A 19061-nucleotide genomic window follows, 5' to 3' on the forward strand; every position below is an offset into this window, starting at 1 on the left:
GCGGCGTTTACTGGAAAACTCACTGTCGGCAAAAGTCAGTTGCTGGCTCATCCGGTTACTCATTCTGGGTTCAGGTTACAACACGATGATCTCACATCTCGGACTTATTCGCACCTTCCTTAATGGATCTCCGCTGTTGATCAGAACATCACCTGACCGCCGGTGACATTGATCGACTGTCCGGTGCAGTACGACGCCTTAGGACTGGCGTAGAACAGCAGCATATTCAACACATCTTGATAATCGCAGCCGCGTTTGAGCGGTACTTTGTCGATGTAATACTGCTCGACTTGATCCGGTTTGATACCCAGCTTGGTCGCGTATTGTGGCAACAGTGACTGGAACATCGGCGATTTCAGCAGGTTACCGAGCATCAGTGAATGCACCGTAATGCCGTACTCCGCCAGATCCAGCGCCAGTGATTGAGTCAGCCCGACGCCACCAAATTTCGCTGCGCTGTAGCCAGAGTTGTGTTTGCTGCCCACTTTGCCGGATTTCGAGTTGATCTGAATAATGCGCCCCTGAATCCCGTCGCGGATCATCAAACGCGAAAATTCACGCGCACACAGGAAATAACCCACCAGATTCACCTGTAGCGAACGGTCAAAATCGCCGAGCTGGAAGTCGCTGATAAAGGCTGCTTTTGCTATTCCGGCGCTGTAGACCAGCAAATCCACGCGACCAAAGATTTCATCTACCCCACGAGAGAGCGCCAGAACGCTTTGCTCGCTAGTGGCGTCAGCACCAAAACCGTACGCCATACTTTCACCATATTCGGCGTTAATTTCTTGTGCCACATTTGCGGCTTTGTCGCTCTGAATATCGACAACCGCGACGCGATACCCCTCGGCAGCCAGACCGTGGCACAGGAACGCGCCTAAGGTTTGCCCACCACCGATGACAACGGCAACCTGATTCATTTTTTACTCCTTAACAGATTCAAACTTCAAAACCGATCCCGGCGCGATATCGTCGGGGACAGGGCCTGCCACATGGACAGTGCCCGGAAATTCCGCTTCGTTTAAACCATCGAAGCGCAGGGTGACATGACCCAGTTCGCGAAGGTTGTCTTCCGCCACGCTGCCAACAGCGGTCACCGGATAGCGATGCTGCCCGAGTGAAAATTGCAAACCGGGATGGAGTGCACCTTTCAACTCGCCGTGGCAATGAATGAAGCAATACTCTTCGAGGTCCGCAGGCGCGCCTTCACGAAAGGTGATGAGCATCTGGTCACTGAGGGCGTCAATGGCACTCGCGCCGATACGGGTGATGGTGGTCTGATAAATAACGGTCATGTTTCAGCCTCTATTGATAGATAAAACCGGAGACAAACCAGGCGATCAGTACAGTCGGCGCGCCGGTTAAAAAGCGGCTCACCAGTACAGAAGGGACACCGACGCGAACCGTGTCCTGACGGGCTTCCGCCAGCGACAAACCGACCGGGATGAAGTCGCAGGCCGCCTGCGCGTTGATGGCAAACAGTGCCGGTAAAGCCAGATGCGGCGGAATATTGCCGAGACCAATCTGCACGCCAATCAATACGCCGATAACCTGTGCGATAACTGCGCCTGGGCCGAGGAAAGGTGAAAGCAGTGGGAAGGAACAGATGAGCGCCAGCATGACCAGACCCAGTGGATGGCTCGCCAGCGGAGCAAGACCGTGGGCAATCCAGTCACCAAGGCCAGAAGCCATAATGATGCCAATGAGCGCCGAGACGAATGCCATAAACGGCAGAATGGTTTTTAATACAGTGTCGATGGTGTCACGACCAGATTGAAACAGCACCGCAACGGTGGACCCCATGCCCATTCCCACCTTCGCCAGTAAACCATCGCTTTGTTCGGTGATTTTCTTACTGGTGTCATAGTCACGGCCCACGGAAGAGGGTTGTGGTGTCGCATCACCTACTACAGTGATGTTTTCTTCTTTTACGCCAGAGACATAAATATCTTCCACAATGTACTGCGCCAGCGGACCGGACTTGCCCGTCGAGTGGATATTAATGGTGGGAATACGTCGTTTCGGATAGATGCCGCAGCGTAATGTGCCGCCACAGTCGATTACCGCGACACCAATTTCCGCCTCCGCGGGTTCACCTTCTTTAAATCCGTCAATAGCCTGCCAGCCAGTAAGCTGTGCCAGTTTGTCAACAATCGCAGGCCGGGTACCGGCGGTGATATAGACGATTTTTTTTCCCGGCGTGGCTTTCAGCTCAAGCGGGCCGCCCCAGCCACCCGTTCCTTTTTCGATCCGAATATGCGTCATGATGTTGCTCCTGCCAGGTGAACTTTTTGTTCAAGTTGAATGCCCATCTTTTTCTCAAAAATGGCGGTGGTCAGATCGGTCACCCAGCCGCGGAAGAAATTGGTGACCAGACCAACCAGCAGATAACTCACCGCCAGTGGGCCAAGTGGCAGGTTCAGCGTTGTCAGACCGCTGGCAATGCCAAGATAAACAAACAGTTCGCCAGGGTTGATATGGGGGAAGAGGCCATTCATTGAGTGGCAGCTATAAGAGGCCGCCGCGTAGTAGCTGGGTTTGTACTTTTCCGGCATAAAGCGACCCAGGCTTAGGGTCATCGGATTGCAAAAGACAAACGTGCCAATGCACGGTAACAGTAGGTAACGGGAAACAGGGTTACCGGCGCAACGTTGAGCAAAACGTTCAATACGATGCTGACCGATAAAATTAATCAGTGCGTTCATGATAACCAGCAGGCTAATCAACAGCGGAAGAATGCCGGTCACCATCCCGGTAAACACCTCTCCGCCCTTTTGGAACAGCCCGATAAACCACTCTGCACCATGAGTAATGGTTTCTATCATTGTTCTCTCCTTCAGGATTTATTGTTTTATTACCAAACGGCAACCTAATCTAATCAGATTGAAAGATTTAAAAGTGTTATTTTGATCGCAAAATGAAAGATAAATATTTTAATTTGAAAGTTTGAATAAAAGGATAGCGAGGGGAATGAGTTGAGTTATGTAAAGTCCGTATCGGGCAGTGACTACCGCTTCCTTGTGCGGGGCGTGATGCTTTACCATACTTGCCCCTGGTTGAATCTGTTAAATGGACCCCTCATGTTCAAGCGTCGTTATGTAACATTGCTTCCCCTTTTTGTGTTGCTTGCCGCCTGTAGCAGCAAGCCAAAACCTACTGAGACTGATACGACCACCGGAACGCCGTCTGGCGGCTTCCTGCTTGAGCCGCAGCACAATGTGATGCAGATGGGCGGCGATTTCGCTAATAACCCGAATGCCCAGCAGTTCATCGACAAAATGGTGAACAAACACGGTTTCGATCGTCAGCAGTTGCAGGAAATTCTCTCCCAGGCGAAGCGTCTGGATTCGGTACTGCGGCTGATGGATAACCAGGCACCAACCACATCGGTGAAACCGCCATCAGGTCCGAACGGCGCATGGCTCCGTTATCGCAAAAAATTTATTACGCCGGACAACGTGCAGAACGGTGTGGTTTTCTGGAATCAGTATGAAGATGCGTTGAATCGCGCGTGGCAGGTGTATGGAGTACCGCCGGAAATTATCGTCGGGATTATCGGCGTTGAAACCCGCTGGGGGCGCGTGATGGGGAAAACTCGCATCCTCGATGCGCTGGCAACGCTGTCATTTAACTACCCACGCCGCGCGGAGTATTTCTCTGGCGAGCTGGAAACCTTCCTGTTGATGGCGCGCGACGAGCAGGACGATCCGCTCAATCTGAAAGGTTCCTTTGCCGGGGCGATGGGCTACGGACAGTTTATGCCGTCGTCTTACAAACAATATGCGGTAGATTTCAGCGGCGACGGGCATATCAACCTGTGGGATCCGGTTGATGCGATCGGTAGCGTGGCGAACTATTTCAAAGCGCGCGGCTGGGTGAAAGGCGATCAGGTCGCGGTAATGGCAAACGGTCAGGCTCCAGGCTTGCCAAATGGCTTCAAAACTAAGTACAGCATTTCGCAGCTTGCCGCCGCAGGTTTAACGCCACAGCAGCCGCTGGGCAACCATCAACAAGCCAGCCTGCTGCGTCTGGATGTTGGCACCGGCTACCAGTACTGGTACGGTCTGCCGAACTTCTACACCATCACCCGTTACAACCACAGCACCCATTACGCAATGGCGGTCTGGCAGTTAGGACAAGCCGTGGCGCTGGCGCGAGTACAGTAGCTATTTACAAGAGGGGGGCGTGAGCTTCCCTCTGGCTAATCAGCTTTTTTCTGAATCCTCCTCGTAAAATTGCAACGCCAACACCATCTTCCTGACGAAAGTGCTATCTTGTCCGGCATAAATTTTTGACTGACAGAGGTTGTGATGACTGACAGTGAACTGATGCAGTTAAGTGAACAGGTTGGGCAGGCGCTGAAAGCCCGTGGCGCAACCGTAACAACTGCCGAGTCTTGTACCGGTGGTTGGGTAGCGAAAGTGATTACCGATATTGCCGGTAGCTCCGCCTGGTTTGAACGCGGATTTGTCACCTACAGTAACGAAGCCAAAGCGCAGATGATCGGCGTACGCGAAGAGACGCTGGCGCAGCATGGCGCGGTGAGTGAACCCGTCGTGGTGGAAATGGCGATAGGCGCACTGAAAGCGGCTCGTGCTGATTATGCCGTGTCTATTAGTGGTATCGCCGGGCCGGATGGCGGCAGTGAAGAGAAGCCTGTCGGCACCGTCTGGTTTGCTTTTGCCACTGCCCGCGGTGAAGGCATTACCCGGCGGGAATGCTTCAGCGGCGACCGTGATGCGGTGCGTCGTCAGGCTACTGCGTATGCATTGCAGACCTTGTGGCAACAATTTCTACAAAACACTTGATACTGTATGAGCATACAGTATAATTGCTTCAACAGAACATATTGACTATCCGGTATTACCCGGCATGACAGGAGTAAAAATGGCTATCGACGAAAACAAACAGAAAGCGTTGGCGGCAGCACTGGGCCAGATTGAGAAACAATTTGGTAAAGGCTCCATCATGCGCCTGGGTGAAGACCGTTCCATGGATGTGGAAACCATCTCTACCGGTTCGCTTTCACTGGATATCGCGCTTGGGGCAGGTGGTCTGCCGATGGGCCGTATCGTCGAAATCTACGGACCGGAATCTTCCGGTAAAACCACGCTGACGCTGCAGGTGATCGCCGCAGCGCAGCGTGAAGGTAAAACCTGTGCGTTTATCGATGCTGAACACGCGCTGGACCCAATCTACGCACGTAAACTGGGCGTCGATATCGACAACCTGCTGTGCTCCCAGCCGGACACCGGCGAGCAGGCACTGGAAATCTGTGACGCCCTGGCGCGTTCTGGCGCAGTAGACGTTATCGTCGTTGACTCCGTGGCGGCACTGACGCCGAAAGCGGAAATCGAAGGCGAAATCGGCGACTCTCACATGGGCCTTGCGGCACGTATGATGAGCCAGGCGATGCGTAAGCTGGCGGGTAACCTGAAGCAGTCCAACACGCTGCTGATCTTCATCAACCAGATCCGTATGAAAATTGGTGTGATGTTCGGTAACCCGGAAACCACTACCGGTGGTAACGCGCTGAAATTCTACGCCTCTGTTCGTCTCGACATCCGTCGTATCGGCGCGGTGAAAGAGGGCGAAAACGTGGTGGGTAGCGAAACCCGCGTGAAAGTGGTGAAGAACAAAATCGCTGCGCCGTTTAAACAGGCTGAATTCCAGATCCTCTACGGCGAAGGTATCAACTTCTACGGCGAACTGGTTGACCTGGGCGTAAAAGAGAAGCTGATCGAGAAAGCAGGCGCGTGGTACAGCTACAAAGGTGAGAAGATCGGTCAGGGTAAAGCGAATGCGACTGCCTGGCTGAAAGATAACCCGGAAACCGCGAAAGAGATCGAGAAGAAAGTACGTGAGTTGCTGCTGAGCAACCCGAACTCAACGCCGGATTTCTCTGTAGATGATAGCGAAGGCGTAGCAGAAACTAACGAAGATTTTTAATCGTCTTGTTTGATACACAAGGGTCGCATCTGCGGCCCTTTTGCTTTTTTAAGTTGTAAGGATATGCCATGACAGAATCAACATCCCGTCGCCCGGCATATGCTCGCCTGTTGGATCGTGCGGTACGCATTCTGGCGGTGCGCGATCACAGTGAGCAAGAACTGCGACGTAAACTCGCGGCACCGATTATGGGCAAAAATGGCCCAGAAGAGATTGATGCTACGGCAGAAGATTACGAGCGCGTTATTGCCTGGTGCCATGAACATGGCTATCTCGATGACAGCCGATTTGTTGCGCGCTTTATCGCCAGCCGTAGCCGCAAAGGTTATGGACCTGCGCGTATTCGCCAGGAACTGAATCAGAAAGGTATTTCCCGCGAAGCGACAGAAAAAGCGATGCGTGAATGTGACATCGACTGGTGCGCACTGGCGCGCGATCAGGCGACGCGAAAATATGGCGAACCTTTGCCAACTGTCTTTTCAGAAAAAGTTAAGATCCAGCGTTTTCTGCTCTATCGTGGCTATCTGATGGAAGATATCCAGGAGATTTGGCGAAATTTTGCCGACTGAACGCATACGGTATTTTACTTCCCAGTCAAGAAAACTTATCTTATTCCCACTTTTCAGTTACCAGCCCGGCGGTTAAGACACGCTGGAGCTGGTGGCGATATTTCGTTAGCTTGATTTCAGGATAATTATGAGCAAGAGCACCGCTGAGATCCGTCAGGCGTTTCTCGACTTTTTCCATAGTAAGGGACATCAGGTAGTTGCCAGCAGCTCCCTGGTACCCCATAACGACCCAACTTTGTTGTTTACCAACGCCGGGATGAACCAGTTCAAGGATGTGTTCCTTGGGCTCGACAAGCGTAATTATTCCCGCGCTACCACTTCCCAACGCTGCGTGCGTGCGGGTGGTAAACACAACGACCTGGAAAACGTCGGTTACACCGCGCGTCACCATACCTTCTTCGAAATGCTGGGCAACTTCAGCTTCGGCGACTATTTCAAACACGATGCCATTCAGTTTGCATGGGAACTGCTGACCAGCGAAAAATGGTTTGCCCTGCCGAAAGAGCGTCTGTGGGTTACCGTCTATGAAAGCGACGACGAAGCCTACGAAATCTGGGAAAAAGAAGTAGGGATCCCGCGCGAACGTATTATTCGCATCGGCGATAACAAAGGTGCGCCATACGCATCTGACAACTTCTGGCAGATGGGTGACACTGGTCCGTGCGGCCCGTGCACCGAAATCTTCTACGATCACGGCGACCACATTTGGGGGGGCCCTCCGGGAAGCCCGGAAGAAGACGGCGACCGCTACATTGAGATCTGGAACATCGTCTTCATGCAGTTCAACCGCCAGGCCGATGGCACGATGGAACCGCTGCCGAAGCCGTCTGTAGATACCGGTATGGGTCTGGAGCGTATTGCTGCGGTGCTGCAACACGTTAACTCTAACTATGACATCGACCTGTTCCGCACGCTGATCCAGGCGGTAGCGAAAGTCACTGGCGCAACCGATCTGAGCAATAAATCGCTGCGCGTAATCGCTGACCACATTCGTTCTTGTGCGTTCCTGATCGCGGATGGCGTAATGCCGTCCAATGAAAACCGTGGTTATGTACTGCGTCGTATCATTCGTCGCGCAGTGCGTCACGGTAATATGCTCGGCGCGAAAGAAACCTTCTTCTACAAACTGGTTGGTCCGCTGATCGACGTTATGGGCTCTGCGGGTGAAGACCTGAAACGCCAGCAGGCGCAGGTTGAGCAGGTGCTGAAGACTGAAGAAGAGCAGTTTGCTCGTACTCTGGAGCGCGGTCTGGCGTTGCTGGATGAAGAGCTGGCAAAACTTTCTGGTGATACGCTGGATGGTGAAACTGCTTTCCGTCTGTACGACACCTATGGCTTCCCGGTTGACCTGACGGCTGATGTTTGTCGTGAGCGCAACATCAAAGTTGACGAAGCTGGTTTTGAAGCTGCAATGGAAGAGCAGCGTCGTCGCGCGCGCGAAGCCAGCGGCTTTGGTGCCGATTACAACGCAATGATCCGTGTTGACAGTGCATCTGAATTTAAAGGCTATGACCATCTGGAACTGAACGGCAAAGTGACTGCGCTGTTTGTTGATGGTAAAGCGGTTGATGCCATCAATGCAGGCCAGGAAGCTGTGGTCGTGCTGGATCAAACGCCATTCTATGCGGAATCCGGCGGTCAGGTTGGCGATAAAGGCGAACTGAAAGGCGCTAACTTCTCCTTTGCGGTGGAAGATACGCAGAAATACGGCCAGGCGATTGGTCACATCGGTAAACTTGCTGCGGGTTCTCTGAAAGTGGGCGACGCGGTGCAGGCTGATGTTGATGAGGCTCGTCGCGCCCGTATTCGTCTGAATCACTCCGCAACGCACCTGATGCACGCTGCGCTGCGCCAGGTTCTGGGTACTCATGTATCGCAGAAAGGTTCACTGGTTAACGACAAGGTGCTGCGCTTCGACTTCTCACACAACGAAGCGATGAAACCAGAAGAGATTCGTGCGGTCGAAGACCTGGTGAACACACAGATTCGTCGCAATTTGCCGATCGAAACCAACATCATGGATCTCGAAGCGGCGAAAGCGAAAGGTGCGATGGCGCTGTTCGGCGAGAAGTATGATGAGCGCGTACGCGTGCTGAGCATGGGCGATTTCTCTACCGAGTTGTGTGGCGGTACTCACGCCAGCCGCACTGGTGATATTGGTCTGTTCCGCATCATCTCTGAATCGGGTACTGCTGCAGGCGTTCGTCGTATCGAAGCGGTAACCGGAGAAGGTGCTATCGCCACCGTTCATGCAGACAGCGATCGCTTAAGCGAAGTCGCGCATCTGCTGAAAGGCGATAGCAATAATCTGGCTGATAAAGTGCGCTCAGTACTGGAACGTACGCGTCAGCTGGAAAAAGAGTTACAACAGCTTAAAGAACAAGCTGCCGCACAGGAGAGCGCAAATCTTTCCAGTAAGGCAATTGATGTTAATGGTGTTAAGCTGTTGGTTAGCGAGCTTAGCGGTGTTGAGCCGAAAATGTTGCGTACCATGGTTGACGATTTAAAAAATCAGCTGGGGTCGACAATTATCGTGCTGGCAACGGTAGTCGAAGGTAAGGTTTCTCTGATTGCAGGCGTATCTAAGGACGTCACAGATCGTGTGAAAGCAGGGGAACTGATTGGTATGGTCGCTCAGCAGGTGGGCGGCAAGGGTGGTGGACGTCCTGACATGGCGCAAGCCGGTGGTACGGATGCTGCGGCCTTACCTGCAGCGTTAGCCAGTGTGAAAGGCTGGGTCAGCGCGAAATTGCAATAATATAAGCGTCAGGCAATGCCGTGGACTCGCTTCACGGCATTCGCATTAACGCTATCGACAACGATAAAGTCAGGTTGAAGTTGTGTATATCGGCTAAACTTAGGTTTAACAGAATGTAATGCCATGACTGCTTAGATGTAATGTGTTTGTCATTGCTTACTTTTTGGCGTTATATGATGGATAATGCCGGGATACAGAGAGACCCGACTCTTTTAATCTTTCAAGGAGCAAAGAATGCTGATTCTGACTCGTCGAGTTGGTGAGACCCTCATGATTGGGGATGAGGTCACCGTGACAGTTTTAGGGGTAAAGGGCAACCAGGTACGTATTGGCGTAAATGCCCCGAAGGAAGTTTCTGTTCACCGTGAAGAGATCTACCAGCGTATCCAGGCTGAAAAATCCCAGCAGTCCAGTTACTAATCTTTCCGCGTCTCATCTTTATCGGTGAGACGCACCCTCAAAATTTCTCCTTCACTCTATAGTCTTTTCGCTTTACTCCCATTCATTCAACTTAAGTCTCCATTTTTTTGCATTACTACTATCTGTCAGACCTCCATTCTTCTGTTGATAAAACACTCTTTTTGACGTTTTTACAGACTAATTGAACGTGAAGTGTGCAAACGATAAAAGTGTAGGAAAAATTGTTTGACTTATAAGTCTCAGAAAGTAATATGTGCGCCACGCAGCGACGATGAGCGATAAACAAGTTCTTCGAAGCACTCGTAAGAGGCGTGTGGTGAGGTGGCCGAGAGGCTGAAGGCGCTCCCCTGCTAAGGGAGTATGCGGTCAAAAGCTGCATCCGGGGTTCGAATCCCCGCCTCACCGCCATTTGCATCCGTAGCTCAGCTGGATAGAGTACTCGGCTACGAACCGAGCGGTCGGAGGTTCGAATCCTCCCGGATGCACCATATTCTACGTACTTTCAGCGATGAAGGTATGGAAGAGGTGGCGGTAATAACCGCAGGCACCAGGGAGGATAACGTTGCTTTAGCAACGGCCCGAAGGGCGAGCCGCAAGGCGAGTAATCCTCCCGGATGCACCATCTCTTACTTGATACGGCTTTAGTAGCGGTATCAAAAAATCTGCAGTAAAGTAAGTTTCCCGATGCATCCGTAGCTCAGCTGGATAGAGTACTCGGCTACGAACCGAGCGGTCGGAGGTTCGAATCCTCCCGGATGCACCATCTCTTACTTGATATGGCTTTAGTAGCGGTATCAATATCAGCAGTAAAATAAATTTCCCGATGCATCCGTAGCTCAGCTGGATAGAGTACTCGGCTACGAACCGAGCGGTCGGAGGTTCGAATCCTCCCGGATGCACCATATTCTCCGAAATCTTCAGCAATGAAGGTATCGAAGAGGTAGCGGAATTAACCGCAGGCACCAGGGATGATAACGTTGCTTTAGCAACGGCCCGAAGGGCGAGCCGCAAGGCGAGTAATCCTCCCGGATGCACCATCTCTTAATTGATATGGCTTTAGTAGCGGTATCAATATCAGCAGTAGAATAAGTTTTCCCGATGCATCCGTAGCTCAGCTGGATAGAGTACTCGGCTACGAACCGAGCGGTCGGAGGTTCGAATCCTCCCGGATGCACCATATTCTCCGTAACCTTCAGCAATGAAGGTATCGAAGAGATAGCGGTATTAACCGCAGGCACCAGGAAGGATAACGTTGCGCCAGCAACGGCCCGAAGGGCGAACGTCAGTGAGTCATCCTCCCGGATGCACCATCTTCTCCAAAAAATTTCCTTCAAAAATATCTCATTTCTAAATAACTCCTTTATCCATTTCCTGAATTTTCTTCTCCTTCGCCATCAGCGACAAAATCAAGCAATTACGCTAAAGTAGCGTCATATTTTTCGACTTGCGAGAAGACCATGTACGAGCGTTATGCAGGTTTAATTTTTGATATGGATGGCACAATCCTGGATACGGAGCCTACGCACCGTAAAGCGTGGCGCGAAGTATTAGGGCACTACGGTCTTCAGTACGATATTCAGGCGATGATTGCGCTTAATGGATCGCCCACCTGGCGTATTGCTCAGGCAATTATTGAGCTGAATCAGGCCGATCTCGACCCGCATGCGTTAGCGCGTGAAAAAACAGAAGCAGTAAGAAGTATGCTGCTGGATAGCGTCGAACCGCTTCCTCTTGTTGATGTGGTGAAAAGTTGGCATGGTCGTCGCCCAATGGCTGTAGGAACGGGGAGTGAAAGCGCCATCGCTGAGGCATTGCTGGCGCACCTGGGATTACGCCATTATTTTGACGCCGTCGTCGCTGCCGATCACGTCAAACACCATAAACCCGCGCCAGACACATTTTTGTTGTGCGCGCAGCGTATGGGCGTGCAACCGACGCAGTGTGTGGTCTTTGAAGATGCCGATTTCGGTATTCAGGCGGCCCGTGCAGCAGGCATGGACGCCGTGGATGTTCGCTTGCTGTGAGTGAAGCGTTATCGCTTTTCTCGTTGTTTGCCAGTAGTTTTCTCAGCGCTACACTATTACCCGGCAACTCCGAAGTCGTGCTGGTGGCAATGTTGCTTTCCGGGATCAGTCATCCCTGGGTTTTAGTTTTAACAGCAACAATGGGTAATAGCCTTGGAGGGTTAACTAACGTTATCCTTGGGCGTTTCTTTCCATTGCGTAAAACATCGCGCTGGCAAGAGAAAGCTACCGGCTGGCTGAAACGCTATGGTGCAGTCACGCTATTATTAAGCTGGATGCCCGTGGTTGGCGATTTACTGTGTCTGTTAGCGGGATGGATGCGCATCTCGTGGGGACCGGTAATCTTTTTTTTGTGCCTTGGTAAAGCGTTACGCTATGTTGCAGTTGCAGCAGCGACCGTTCAGGGCATGATGTGGTGGCACTAATTGTAGGCCTGCACATATGGTCACCATTACAGTTATGCTAATTAAAACGATTTTGACAGGCGGGAGGTCAATTTGATCCCGGACGTATCACAGGCGCTGGCCTGGCTGGAAAAACATCCTCAGGCGTTAAAGGGGATACAGCGTGGGCTGGAGCGCGAAACTTTGCGTGTTAATGCTGATGGCACACTGGCAACAACAGGTCATCCTGAAGCATTAGGTTCCGCACTGACGCACAAATGGATTACTACCGATTTTGCGGAAGCATTGCTGGAATTCATTACACCAGTGGATGGTGATATTGAACATATGCTGACCTTTATGCGCGATCTGCATCGTTATACGGCGCGCAATATGGGCGATGAGCGGATGTGGCCGTTAAGTATGCCATGCTACATCGCAGAAGGTCAGGACATCGAACTGGCACAGTACGGCACTTCTAACACCGGACGCTTTAAAACGCTGTATCGTGAAGGGCTGAAAAATCGCTACGGCGCGCTGATGCAAACCATTTCCGGCGTGCACTACAATTTCTCTTTGCCAATGGCATTCTGGCAAGCGAAGTGCGGTGATATCTCGGGCGCTGATGCCAAAGAGAAAATTTCTGCGGGCTATTTCCGCGTTATCCGCAATTACTATCGTTTCGGTTGGGTCATTCCTTATCTGTTTGGTGCATCTCCGGCGATTTGTTCTTCTTTCCTGCAAGGAAAACCAACGTCGCTGCCGTTTGAGAAAACCGAGTGCGGTATGTATTACCTGCCGTATGCGACCTCTCTTCGTTTGAGCGATCTCGGCTATACCAATAAATCGCAAAGCAATCTTGGTATTACCTTCAACGATCTTTACGAGTACGTAGCGGGCCTTAAACAGGCAATCAAAACGCCATCGGAAGAGTACGCGAAGATTGGTATTGAGAAAGACGGTAAGAGGCTGCAAATCAACAGCAACGTGTTGCAGATTGAAAACGAACTGTACGCGCCGATTCGTCCAAAACGCGTTACCCGCAGCGGCGAGTCGCCTTCTGATGCGCTGTTACGTGGCGGCATTGAATATATTGAAGTGCGTTCGCTGGACATCAACCCGTTCTCGCCGATTGGTGTAGATGAACAGCAGGTGCGATTCCTCGACCTGTTTATGGTCTGGTGTGCGCTGGCTGATGCACCGGAAATGAGCAGTAGCGAACTTGCCTGTACACGCGTTAACTGGAACCGGGTGATCCTCGAAGGTCGCAAACCGGGTCTGACGCTGGGTATCGGCTGCGAAACCGCACAGTTCCCGTTACCGCAGGTGGGTAAAGATCTGTTCCGCGATCTGAAACGCGTCGCGCAAACGCTGGATAGTATTAACGGCGGCGAAGCGTATCAGAAAGTGTGTGATGAACTGGTTGCCTGCTTCGATAATCCCGATCTGACTTTCTCTGCCCGTATCTTAAGGTCTATGATTGATACTGGTATTGGCGGAACAGGCAAAGCATTTGCAGAAGCCTACCGTAATCTGCTGCGTGAAGAGCCGCTGGAAATTCTGCGCGAAGAGGATTTTGTAGCCGAGCGCGAGGCGTCTGAACGCCGTCAGCAGGAAATGGAAGCCGCTGATACCGAACCGTTTGCGGTGTGGCTGGAAAAACACGCCTGACAGAAAAGAAAAAGGCCACTCGTGAGTGGCCAAAATTTCATCTCTGAATTCAGGGATGATGATAACAAATGCGCGTCTTTCATATACTCAGACTCGCCTGGGAAGAAAGAGTTCAGAAAATTTTTAAAAAAATTACCGGAGGTGGCTAAATGCCGTTGTTAGATAGCTTCACAGTCGATCATACCCGGATGGAAGCGCCTGCAGTTCGGGTGGCGAAAACAATGAACACCCCGCATGGCGACGCAATCACCGTGTTCGATCTGCGCTTCTGCGTGCCGAACAAAGAAGTGATGCCAGAAAGAGGGATCCATACCCTGGAGCACCTGTTTGCTGGTTTTATGCGTAACCATCTTAACGGTAATGGTGTAGAGATTATCGATATCTCGCCAATGGGCTGCCGCACCGGTTTTTATATGAGTCTGATTGGTACGCCAGATGAGCAGCGTGTTGCTGATGCCTGGAAAGCGGCAATGGAAGACGTGCTGAAAGTGCAGGATCAGAATCAGATCCCGGAACTGAACGTCTACCAGTGTGGCACTTACCAGATGCACTCGTTGCAGGAAGCGCAGGATATTGCGCGTAGCATTCTGGAACGTGACGTACGCATCAACAGCAACGAAGAACTGGCACTGCCGAAAGAGAAGTTGCAGGAACTGCACATCTAGTCAGTAAACTATCTTCACAATTAATTGAAAAAAGCCAGTTCAAATGAACTGGCTTAGTTGTACTTAGTGCGCACCGCCTCCGCCGCCACCTGCGCCAAATGGCGGTTTAGCAAACCACACCAGCCCCAGCAGGACGAGGAATATCCCGGCTGACATCCAGAAGATCTCATTGGCGGAAATAATCAGCCCCTGATTGGTGATCTGCTGGGCAATCCAGCCTGATGCCTGCTGTTGCGTCATCCCAAGCCCTTCCAGTTGACTGTACATCGCCTGGGCATTCGGGTTGAACGGGTTTACCGACTCAGTCAACTGCGCATGGTGCATCGACTCGCGGTTGGTCCACATGGTCGTGGTTATCGACGTGCCGATAGACCCCGCCAGCGTTCGCGTAAAGTTAGAGAGGCTCGATGCCGCCGCCAGTCGTTCCGGTGGCAAACCAGACAGCGTAATGGTGGTCAGCGGCATAAAGAAGCAGGCCACCGCAAACCCCTGGATAAACTGCGGCCAGGCCGACGCGCCAAAATCCATACCTGGTTCAAAGGTATAGGCACGCCAGTAGAAGCAGACGGCATACATAATAAAGCTGAAGGTTACCAGCCGCCGCATATCCAGTTTATGCGCGAAGCGGCCGATAATCGGCGACAGGATCACCGGAATAATCCCTACCGGCGCAGAGGCCAAACCTGCCCAGGTCGCCGTGTAACCGTAGACCTCCTGCAACAACTGCGGCAGCAGAACAATAGCGCCGAAGTAGAGCATATACGCGAGGCTGATACACAAGCAGCCGATGGTGAAGTTGCGCGACTTAAACAACGACAGATCGACTATCGGGTTATCGTCGGTCAGCTCCCAGACAATCAGGAAGCAGATAGCCACCACCGCCACCACGGTAAGGATGATAATTTCCTGTGATGAAAACCAGTCCAGCTCTTTACCGCGGTCGAGCATAATCTGCAGGCTGCCGATACCAATAACCAGCAGTGCCAGCCCCACGGCATCAATCCGCCGCCGTTCGGTGCGGGTTTCACGTCCGCGCAGAGTTTGCAGTGTCATCAACACCACCGCCACGCCAATCGGCACGTTGATGAAGAATATCCAGCCCCAGTGGTAATTATCGCTGATATAACCGCCGAGGATCGGGCCGCAAATTGGCGCGACAATCACCGTCATCGACCACAACGCCAGCGCGATCGAGCGTTTGGCTGGCGGGTAGTTATTCAGCAATAGACTTTGCGAAAGCGGGATCAACGGCCCGGCGACAATCCCCTGAATCATGCGGAAGAAGATCAGCATATTCAGGCTGCTGGAGACACCACACGCCCACGACGCAATAGCAAAGGCGATGGTGGACCAAAGGAACAGTTTCACTTCCCCGACGCGCTTTGCCAGCCAGCCGGTAAGCGGGATCGAGATGGCATTCGCCACCCCGAAAGAAGTGATTACCCACGTTCCCTGGCTGAGCGATGAGCCCAGATTCCCGGCGATAGTGGGGATCGCCACGTTAGCAATGGTGGAGTCCAGCACCTGCATGAATGTCGCCAGTGACAGCGCAATCGTCATAATGACCAGTTGCGCGCCTTCCAGCGGTTTTTGCTGTTGCATCACACGCACCTCTGGATTAGCCAGCGTTAGCTTTTACGATATCGTCGATCAGTTTATTGACAGGTGCCAGGCTGATTTCACGCGCGGTGCTTACCGCTACCGGAGTGGAACGTACTTTATTTGCCAGTACCTGACCGTCACGGTTAGTGGTATTGACGCTCACCAGCGTGGACAAACCGATACGCAGCGGATATTGCTCCAGCTGTTTCTGGTCCAGTTCGATACGCACAGGCAGACGCTGAACGACTTTGATCCAGTTACCGGTCGCATTTTGCGCTGGAAGCAGTGAGAACGCGCTACCTGTGCCCATATCCAGACCAACCACTTTACCGGTGTATTTCACATCATCGCCGTAAATATCCGTGGTGATAGTGACCGGCTGACCGATACGCATATTGGCAATCTGCGTCTCTTTAAAGTTGGCATCCACCCACATATTGGTGGCTGGAACGACCGCCATCAGCGGCGTCGTTGGGCTAATTTGCGCCCCAGGCTGTACCGCGCGGCGGGAGACATAACCGGTCATCGGACTGATAATACGAGTACGCTCCAGCGCCAGCCAGGCGTTACGTACTTCGGTGGCAGCCTGTTGCACGGCTGGCTGATCTTCCAGTTTAGTCCCCAGAATCATCGCCTGATTGGCATTGTATTGTTGAATCGCGACGTCCAGTTGCGCCTGGGCACTGGTGACGGCGTCGCGGGCGTGTTGCAGCTCTTCGCGACCAATCAGGTTGGCATTGCCCAGCGGCACACGGCGGTTGTAGTCGCTTTGTGCTTTCGCGAGGGCGATTTTCTGCACCTCAATATTCGCCTGCAACTGCTTGCTGTTAATCATCAGCTGGTGGGTTTGGCGAACGCTGGAAGCCAGTGCAGTTTTGGCTTTTTCAAACGCCTGGCGAGCATCTGTCGGGTCGAGAGTGACCAGCACGTCGCCTTCTTTTACAAAATCGGTGTTATCGGCCCAGACTTTCGTCACGCTGCCAGACACCTGAGACATAATTTGAATTTGATTCCCTGCCACGTATGCGTCATCGGTTTCTTCGAAGTGACGCAGTACCAAAAACCAATAAATCCCTATCGCTACGGCAATAATTATAAAGAGCAAGGTGAGAAGGAGGAGCAGACGCTTACGTTTGCCGCTCTTCTTTACCGGTTGCTGCGGGGTTTGAGTCTCCGCATTTGCGCTCATATTGTTCTCCACGATCTTCTTAACTCATCGGCTGAGCCGACCTGCTTGCCAAAAAGGCCAGCATGTTGCGATGCTGGCCAGTCATTTTTTCTTTTATAAATCTGGATTTTTGAGCGAGATGACGCGTTAGCTCATCGCTTCGAGAACCACACCGTCTTGTTCCATCTGGTCGAGACGGGAGAGCAATTTGCGGGTGATTTGCTCGAGCTGATCTTTTTCTGTTGTGCTGAGCGCGGACCAGAGTTGACGCAGGCAGTTATGCTGCGGTGGTAAAACCTCGCGCAAAAACTCGTGACCTTTTTCCGTTAATTGCAGATGCAGGCAGCGGCGATCGTTATCGCTTTCACGACGTTCGATCCAACCGCGTTTTTCCAGTTCATCGGCAATACGCGTCGCGTTGGTACGGGATGATCCAAGAGCACAACTTAATTCAGAAGGCTGAATACTGTGGTTTTCCTGAGACTCCAGCGTAATCAACGCCATAAACAACGTCTCGTTAATCCCCTGAGCCTTCAGCATTTTATTGCGGTTCTCCAGCAGCTTGCTTTGCATGTGCATGCAAAGACGAGTCAGAAGGATCTCCTGATAAGGAAAATCTTCGTGGCGGCTGGCGCGAAATTTTAGCATTTGTTCAATGGGCGTAAACGAACTATCCATTTGGGTATGACCTCATTAATTTCAGCCGATATAGTAACGACAGTGACAAATAAAGTAAATGTATTGTTTTAGAAAAATGATTCTTGTGGGTTATATAATCGCCATCACTTTCCAGGCGAGCCCATAGGCCAGCGCACTAAGCAGTGTTGGGATGATAATGCTGCGTGTTTTATAGAAACTGGCACCCAGTACCGCGAAGCCGACCAGCGTGGGCACGAAACGGCGTGTATCGTGCATCACTTCTGGTGCGGTAGAGACAACCAGCAGAGCGCATATCGAGGCGATGCCAATGGTGTCGAGCAAAATACCTACCGCGCCACGTTTGGTTGGGCGGGCATTACCCACACGCAGGCGCAGCGGCAAATAGCGGAAGCAATAATTCGCCACGCCAACTAGTAACCCAAGCAGCAGAACCTCATAGCTCATCGGGCGCTCCTTGCCAGAATGCCTGGATTAACGCAGTGAGGCAGCCACAGACAATGCCTGCCAGAATGGCGACGGGAATAGAAAATAGCGTTACGCCTGCAAGGGCACCAACTAACGCTGCGGTAACGCAAAGAGATTGTTTGCGCTGGAAAGAGGCGAGCAGGAAACTCATAAAGAGTGCCGGAAGCATAAAACCTAATGCAGCTTCAACGGCGGGATAACCTTGCAGCAAGCCGCTGCCGGAGAATGCCCCTATTACCGTACCAAATACCCACGATGACCATGAACTGAAGGCAATGCCGATCATCCAGTTCTCGCTCCAGCGGCGATTATTGCGTACCAGTTTTGCGGTTGCGGCGGCAAAAACCTCATCCGTCAGGCCAAACGCCCACAGGGCGGTTTTCGATTTTTGCAGACGCTGAATAATACGGCTACGCAGTGACGGGCCATACAACACATGGCGAACATCCATTGCCATGACGGTCAGTGCAGCAATCCACAAACTACTCCCGGCTGCCAGCATCGCGGTAATGACGAACTGGCTCGCGCCTGCATAAATGATGCAGGAGAAAAAAACGCTTTCGAGAGGAGAGAATCCCAGACGGGTCGCATTCAGACCGAACGCAAAGGCCACCGGAATATAACTAATAACAATCGGTAAACTGTCTTTGCATCCTTCCATGAAGGTCGCCGAACCAGGAGCAGGCTGTGGAGTAGGGCTTTCCATAGAGTGTACGCTTAACGATTG

General features: G+C 52.0%; 19 protein-coding genes and 5 tRNA genes. 15 read left to right on the forward strand and 9 right to left on the reverse strand.

What is annotated here, in order from left to right; all coding sequences use genetic code 11:
* Nucleotides 1–140: 140 nt before the first annotated feature.
* The 4 genes from srlD to srlA are packed head-to-tail and all read right to left on the reverse strand — an operon-like array spanning nucleotide 141 to nucleotide 2825.
* Nucleotides 141–920: a sorbitol-6-phosphate dehydrogenase gene (srlD, locus tag K0778_RS17880; protein WP_001077358.1), complete on the reverse strand. Its 780-nt coding sequence runs from the start codon at nucleotides 918–920 to the stop codon at nucleotides 141–143.
* Nucleotides 921–923: 3 nt separating this feature from the next.
* Nucleotides 924–1295: a PTS glucitol/sorbitol transporter subunit IIA gene (srlB, locus tag K0778_RS17885; protein WP_000216194.1), complete on the reverse strand. Its 372-nt coding sequence runs from the start codon at nucleotides 1293–1295 to the stop codon at nucleotides 924–926.
* Between the two features lie 10 nt (nucleotides 1296–1305).
* On the reverse strand, nucleotides 1306–2265 hold the full coding sequence (gene srlE / locus K0778_RS17890) for a PTS glucitol/sorbitol transporter subunit IIB (RefSeq protein WP_000148878.1): 960 nt from the start codon (nucleotides 2263–2265) through the stop codon (nucleotides 1306–1308).
* On the reverse strand, nucleotides 2262–2825 hold the full coding sequence (gene srlA, locus K0778_RS17895; RefSeq protein WP_000573321.1) for a PTS glucitol/sorbitol transporter subunit IIC: 564 nt from the start codon (nucleotides 2823–2825) through the stop codon (nucleotides 2262–2264). Before srlA ends, srlE begins: the two co-directional genes overlap by 4 nt.
* Nucleotides 2826–3080: 255 nt before the next feature.
* Between srlA and mltB the strand changes: the two genes are divergently transcribed.
* The 15 genes from mltB to luxS all read left to right on the forward strand — a co-directional run bounded on the left by mltB (nucleotide 3081) and on the right by luxS (nucleotide 14439).
* Nucleotides 3081–4166: a lytic murein transglycosylase B gene (mltB, locus tag K0778_RS17900; protein WP_063084632.1), complete on the forward strand. Its 1086-nt coding sequence runs from the start codon at nucleotides 3081–3083 to the stop codon at nucleotides 4164–4166.
* A 144-nt stretch (nucleotides 4167–4310) separates the two neighbouring features.
* Entirely contained in the window at nucleotides 4311–4808 is a 498-nt protein-coding gene (gene pncC / locus K0778_RS17905; protein WP_000132231.1) for a nicotinamide-nucleotide amidase, read from the forward strand.
* Between the two features lie 79 nt (nucleotides 4809–4887).
* Nucleotides 4888–5949, forward strand: coding sequence for a recombinase RecA (gene recA, locus K0778_RS17910; protein ID WP_000963143.1), 1062 nt, complete (start codon nucleotides 4888–4890; stop codon nucleotides 5947–5949).
* A 68-nt stretch (nucleotides 5950–6017) separates the two neighbouring features.
* A complete protein-coding gene (recX, locus tag K0778_RS17915; protein WP_000140508.1) occupies nucleotides 6018–6518 on the forward strand; it encodes a recombination regulator RecX in 501 nt (166 codons plus the stop codon).
* A gap of 127 nt (nucleotides 6519–6645) precedes the next feature.
* A complete protein-coding gene (alaS, locus tag K0778_RS17920) occupies nucleotides 6646–9276 on the forward strand; it encodes an alanine--tRNA ligase (protein ID WP_000047184.1) in 2631 nt (876 codons plus the stop codon).
* Between the two features lie 234 nt (nucleotides 9277–9510).
* Nucleotides 9511–9696 carry a carbon storage regulator CsrA gene (gene csrA, locus K0778_RS17925; RefSeq protein ID WP_000906486.1) on the forward strand — a complete coding sequence of 62 codons (186 nt, stop codon included), beginning with the start codon at nucleotides 9511–9513 and terminating at the stop codon, nucleotides 9694–9696.
* A 315-nt stretch (nucleotides 9697–10011) separates the two neighbouring features.
* A tRNA-Ser gene (locus tag K0778_RS17930) sits at nucleotides 10012–10104 on the forward strand.
* A 3-nt stretch (nucleotides 10105–10107) separates the two neighbouring features.
* Nucleotides 10108–10184, forward strand: a tRNA-Arg gene (locus K0778_RS17935).
* 198 nt (nucleotides 10185–10382) lie between these two features.
* A tRNA-Arg gene (locus K0778_RS17940) sits at nucleotides 10383–10459 on the forward strand.
* Nucleotides 10460–10521: 62 nt separating this feature from the next.
* Nucleotides 10522–10598 (forward strand) — tRNA-Arg (locus tag K0778_RS17945).
* Between the two features lie 198 nt (nucleotides 10599–10796).
* A tRNA-Arg gene (locus K0778_RS17950) sits at nucleotides 10797–10873 on the forward strand.
* Between the two features lie 280 nt (nucleotides 10874–11153).
* Complete coding sequence (yqaB, locus tag K0778_RS17955; RefSeq protein WP_000273290.1) at nucleotides 11154–11720, forward strand: fructose-1-phosphate/6-phosphogluconate phosphatase; 567 nt, start codon at nucleotides 11154–11156, stop codon at nucleotides 11718–11720.
* Nucleotides 11717–12145 (forward strand): YqaA family protein, encoded by a 429-nt coding sequence (locus tag K0778_RS17960; protein WP_001287454.1) that lies wholly within the window; start codon nucleotides 11717–11719, stop codon nucleotides 12143–12145. The genes yqaB and K0778_RS17960 overlap by 4 nt, the downstream gene beginning before the upstream one ends.
* A 72-nt stretch (nucleotides 12146–12217) precedes the next feature.
* A complete protein-coding gene (gene gshA / locus K0778_RS17965) occupies nucleotides 12218–13774 on the forward strand; it encodes a glutamate--cysteine ligase (RefSeq protein ID WP_000611804.1) in 1557 nt (518 codons plus the stop codon).
* Nucleotides 13775–13923: 149 nt separating this feature from the next.
* Nucleotides 13924–14439, forward strand: coding sequence for an S-ribosylhomocysteine lyase (gene luxS, locus K0778_RS17970; RefSeq protein ID WP_001130211.1), 516 nt, complete (start codon nucleotides 13924–13926; stop codon nucleotides 14437–14439).
* Between the two features lie 63 nt (nucleotides 14440–14502).
* On the opposite strand, the gene emrB is transcribed toward luxS, so the two are convergent.
* From emrB to ygaZ, 5 genes are all read right to left on the reverse strand, one after another.
* Complete coding sequence (emrB, locus tag K0778_RS17975; protein ID WP_063084630.1) at nucleotides 14503–16041, reverse strand: multidrug efflux MFS transporter permease subunit EmrB; 1539 nt, start codon at nucleotides 16039–16041, stop codon at nucleotides 14503–14505.
* A gap of 16 nt (nucleotides 16042–16057) precedes the next feature.
* Nucleotides 16058–17230 carry a multidrug efflux MFS transporter periplasmic adaptor subunit EmrA gene (gene emrA, locus K0778_RS17980; RefSeq protein WP_001326681.1) on the reverse strand — a complete coding sequence of 391 codons (1173 nt, stop codon included), beginning with the start codon at nucleotides 17228–17230 and terminating at the stop codon, nucleotides 16058–16060.
* 126 nt (nucleotides 17231–17356) lie between these two features.
* The gene (gene emrR / locus K0778_RS17985) at nucleotides 17357–17887 is read right to left on the reverse strand and encodes a multidrug efflux transporter EmrAB transcriptional repressor EmrR (RefSeq protein ID WP_063084629.1); all 531 of its coding nucleotides are present in this window, start codon (nucleotides 17885–17887) and stop codon (nucleotides 17357–17359) included.
* Between the two features lie 90 nt (nucleotides 17888–17977).
* A complete protein-coding gene (gene ygaH / locus K0778_RS17990; RefSeq protein ID WP_000119763.1) occupies nucleotides 17978–18313 on the reverse strand; it encodes an L-valine transporter subunit YgaH in 336 nt (111 codons plus the stop codon).
* A complete protein-coding gene (ygaZ, locus tag K0778_RS17995; protein ID WP_000445651.1) occupies nucleotides 18303–19040 on the reverse strand; it encodes an L-valine exporter subunit YgaZ in 738 nt (245 codons plus the stop codon). Before ygaZ ends, ygaH begins: the two co-directional genes overlap by 11 nt.
* Between the last annotated feature and the right edge of the window lie 21 nt (nucleotides 19041–19061).

Origin of the sequence: Escherichia sp. XD33, from assembly GCF_019375075.1 — a bacterium.
Taxonomy (GTDB): Bacteria; Pseudomonadota; Gammaproteobacteria; order Enterobacterales; family Enterobacteriaceae; genus Enterobacter; species Enterobacter flexneri_A.